The sequence below is a fragment of the Dehalococcoidia bacterium genome, from assembly GCA_035574915.1.
GTDB lineage: Bacteria > Chloroflexota > Dehalococcoidia > DSTF01 > WHTK01 > DATLYJ01.
In genome coordinates, this window is sequence record DATLYJ010000135.1 from 1 (window position 1) to 3730 (window position 3730).

The following is a 3730-nucleotide window of genomic DNA, read 5'->3' on the forward strand; positions in this document are numbered from 1 at the left end:
CCCGCGGGCGCGCGACTAATCCGCCTGCCCCTCCACCGCCTTTATCGGCCGGACGAGCTCGAAAACCCACTCTTCGCCCTCGGCCTCGTCGAACTGAGAGCCGATGCGGCGGAAGCCGAGCCGCCGCGCGAGCGCCAGTGAAGGCTCGTTCGAGGGCGAAATGCTCACCACGAAGCGCTCGACGCCGTGCTGGCGCGCGGCCCAGTCCATCATTCCTTCGATCGCCTCGGTCGCGAACCCCTGGCGTCTGTACGGCTCGAAGACCGTGTACCCCAACTCCGCCCGCCCCTCCAGAGGCGGCCCGTGGAAGTTGATGTACCCGACCACGCTCGAAGTGGCCGCGAGGACCATCGCCCTGAGCAGCCATTCCGCGGTGGCCGGCGAGCGGCTGATCTGGTCCAGCCTGATCTCCATCACGCTGCGAGCGGCGTCGTCAGGCCAGGCCGGGGGCAGCGCCGCCCCGATCAGGGCCTCCGCCTCCTGCCGCCGTCCTGCGAGCGAGGCTCGCATGAAGCTCGGCGACATCCAAACTAGGCGCAGGCGAGCCGTCTCGATCGTCTGCGCACCTCGCTCTGCGGTGTTGTCCATACGAAGAGTGTAGACGCAAACAAAGCGTCGCTACGCTCCGCCAGGTCTCTACCGTTATGGCGTGAAGTCGCGGACGAGTGAGTTCACTTCGACTCGATATGTCGTGCCCTTCTGGAAGCCGGCGCCGAGGTCGACTTCCAGGCTGTACTCGCCGTAGACCAGGTTGCAGGCCACCTGGTCGGTAGGCCGCGCGTTCCAGACCTTGACCCTGATCAGGTCGACGGACGCTTGCCTGACCACATCGTGCGTAGCCTGCTTCGTGCAGCCGTCCGGCAGCCGGGCGCGCACCTTGAGGACATAGTGGCCGTCGGGGCCGGATACGATCTCGATCGACGCGATCGGCGCCTCGACCAACTGCCCAATCGGTCCTGGCTCCTGAGGCTCTGCCCCGGGATGGGGACCGCCGGACTGGACGCGAGAGCCGCCCTGTGATGGTTTGGCGGAGTCCGCTCCGGACGCCAGGCTGCCGCCGTCAGCCTCGTCCGGCAGCCACCGCAGCCACAGGGCGGGCACGGCGCCCTCGCCGGACCCGCGGGCGGGCGAGAGGGTGAAGACAGCGGCACCATCGCCGCGCCGCGAGTAGACCTCGAGGCTGCCAGAGAAGTCGATATCAGCGTCGTTGGTCGTGCCTATCGCCTTGAAGTCTGCCGCCGGGACGAGGCCGGCCTGGATGATGTCCGCGAGCCGGTAGGTCTTACCCTGGAAGCGCAGGAAGGTGTTCGGCGCAACGCTGCCGGCCGCAACTCCGTCGGCTGGGCCTGCGGGCGCGGAGTCCGGTGGCCTGGAGTCCCCGCCGCAAGCGGCAAGGACGAACGCAAGCAGCCCCAGAAACACCAGCGCGGCGAAATGCTTCATTGCCCGGACACCTCCTTACACTTGTGACGTCCGGTCGCGCGGTCTTGTTCCCCGCGGCCCCGCCGCGGGCTTCGGAGCGCATTCGCGCTGGCGGTCAGGCCCGGGTGGGGGACAGCCAGGGGATCGACCGGCTGAGCACGATCGGTTTGACCTCGGTATCCGCCACCAGGACAACGATGTCCAGGGCAGCGGCCAGGGCCGGGTCGAAGCCGCGCAGAGCCGGGCCGGCGCCTTCGTTCTCCATGTAGTCGTAGGCGCCGATCAGCACGAGGGCGCGCAGCGCTCCGGGAAGGGAGGCGAGCGCTTCGCGCGCCTCGATGAGGTTGCGGCGGAGGAGGCGCCGGGTGACGGCGCCGTCGAAGGGGTCGAAGCCTTCAGGACAGCCGGCAATCGCCCAGCCATCGGCCATCCCCTTGCCGGCAGCGCCGCGAGGCAAGCGTTGCACTGACCATGCGTCCTCATGCTCGAACTCGACGGCCTCGCCGAGCTTGACTCCCTGGCTCAGCAAGCCGATGTGGTCGAAGAGCTCGGCCCGCTCCGCCTCGTCCCGTGTGAGGCGGTGGAGGTTCCGGCTGTCCAGGTAGAAAGTGCCGTTCACCTTCTCCGTGACCGTCGTCCAGTGCCGGCCCAGACCGCCGATCACATTGGCATAGCCGCCTTCGTCGCGGACCTTGGCGAGTACCATCTTGACGGGCAGCCTGGCCTCACCCTTGCGGCCCGACGCCAGGCGCGATGCGCCAAGGACGACGCGGCGCACCCACTCGGACTCCTCCGGCTCCTCGGCGGGCAGGCGCGCGCCGGGCGGGACCCAGAGGAGGTAGGACCCCGGCCTGGCCTCGTCCAGGCGCGCCTCGAGCTCGCGACAACGTCGCTCCCAGGCCTCGCTTGCCTCGGACAGGGGCGCAACCACGAGGCCGATGCGGCCTCCCGGCGCTTCGGGGCCGCCTTCGTCCTCCGCCGTCCAGGCCACACCCTCGAAGCTCGCGGGGCTGAACGAGCGGCGGTAGCGCTCGTTCAGCCAGTGCAGGAAGAGGCGAGCAGCGTACTCGCGGTCGCGCCTCATGGGGGAAAGGACGGGACCCGGGCGGCTGGAACGGGGAACGGAGAATCAGGCGCCGTCAGGTTCGCCCCGTCCCCTTCCTCCTGCTTCCAGGTCTTCACTGCGCGGACCATCAGATGTTCGACCTCGACTGCCCGCCGTCGACGTTGAGGCAGGCGCCCGTTATCCAGGAGGCGCGCGGCGAGGCGAGGAAGACGACAGCGGCGGCGACCTCCTCCGGACGGCCAAAACGCCCGGAGGGTATGTTCTGGGCTATGAACTGCTTCATGCCTTCCGGGTCGGCCTGGACACGCCTGTCCCAGGAGCCGCCCGGGAACAGGATCGAGCCAGGGGCGACAGAGTTAACGCGAATCCCGGCCGGCGCCAGCTGAAGAGCCAGGTTCTTGGCGTGGCTCACCATCGCCGCCTTATAGGCGTTGTAGATCAGGCCGCCGCCGGCTTCCCGACCCCAGATCGAGACGATGTGGACGATGCTGCCGCTACCCTGACTGCGCATGTAGGGAGTCACGGCCCGGGACGCGCGCACGGCGGCGAGGAGGTTGATCTCGTGGCCCGCCTGCCAGTCCGCGTCCTCGTTCCCCGGCCTCCCGCCGCCGGCGTTGTTGACCAGGACGTCTACGCGGCCGAATGCCTTCACCGTCTCGTCCACAAGCCGGTCGATGTCCGCTGCCACCGTGACATCGGCAACCAGGGCCAGAGCCTTCACGCCGGCCGCCGTTACTTCGCGCTCGGCCTCCCGCAGCTTCTCTTCGCCGCGGGCGCAGAACGCGACGTTGCAGCCTTCGGCCGCCAGGGCGAGGCAAATGGCGCGCCCGATGCCGCGGCTTCCGCCCGTGACTATGGCCACCTTGTCCCGCAATCCTAGGTCCATGCGCAGATTCTGACCGAAGCGCCCACCAGCAACAAGGCGCGGCCACGGAGGCCCGGCACGGCCGGGCCCGCCCAGGGAAACTTGCGATTCGTGGCCTGCGCGCGTCCCCTAGAATCAGCAGTACTGGAACTTCCGCGAGCGCGCAGGAGGAAGAGTTGACGCTGACCGCGAGGGAGTCCGGCTTCACCAACCGCCTCAGCGTCGTCACGGTCGCAAGGACCATGGGCGCCGGAGGCGAGCAAGTAGCGCTCCAGGTGGCGCTGGACCTGGGCTACCGCTACGTAGACGACGAGATCGTCATCGGCGCGGCGCGCGCGGCCGGCGTCTCCCCCGAGGCGATCGAGGGCATCGAGCAC

General features: G+C 69.0%; 5 protein-coding genes. 1 reads left to right on the plus strand and 4 read right to left on the minus strand.

Annotated elements, in window-relative coordinates; genetic code table 11:
- Positions 1–15 precede the first annotated feature (15 nt).
- From VNN10_12620 to VNN10_12635, 4 genes are all read right to left on the minus strand, one after another.
- A complete protein-coding gene (locus VNN10_12620) occupies positions 16–588 on the minus strand; it encodes a GNAT family N-acetyltransferase (GenBank protein HXH22862.1) in 573 nt (190 codons plus the stop codon).
- A 54-nt stretch (positions 589–642) separates the two neighbouring features.
- Positions 643–1443 (minus strand): hypothetical protein, encoded by an 801-nt coding sequence (locus VNN10_12625; GenBank protein HXH22863.1) that lies wholly within the window; start codon positions 1441–1443, stop codon positions 643–645.
- 94 nt (positions 1444–1537) lie between these two features.
- The gene (locus tag VNN10_12630) at positions 1538–2506 is read right to left on the minus strand and encodes a hypothetical protein (GenBank protein ID HXH22864.1); all 969 of its coding nucleotides are present in this window, start codon (positions 2504–2506) and stop codon (positions 1538–1540) included.
- A gap of 109 nt (positions 2507–2615) precedes the next feature.
- A complete protein-coding gene (locus VNN10_12635; protein ID HXH22865.1) occupies positions 2616–3374 on the minus strand; it encodes a glucose 1-dehydrogenase in 759 nt (252 codons plus the stop codon).
- Between the two features lie 155 nt (positions 3375–3529).
- Here VNN10_12635 and VNN10_12640 point away from each other — a divergent pair.
- Positions 3530–3730 (plus strand): cytidylate kinase family protein (locus tag VNN10_12640; GenBank protein ID HXH22866.1); only part of this gene is annotated, 201 nt, incomplete at its 3' end.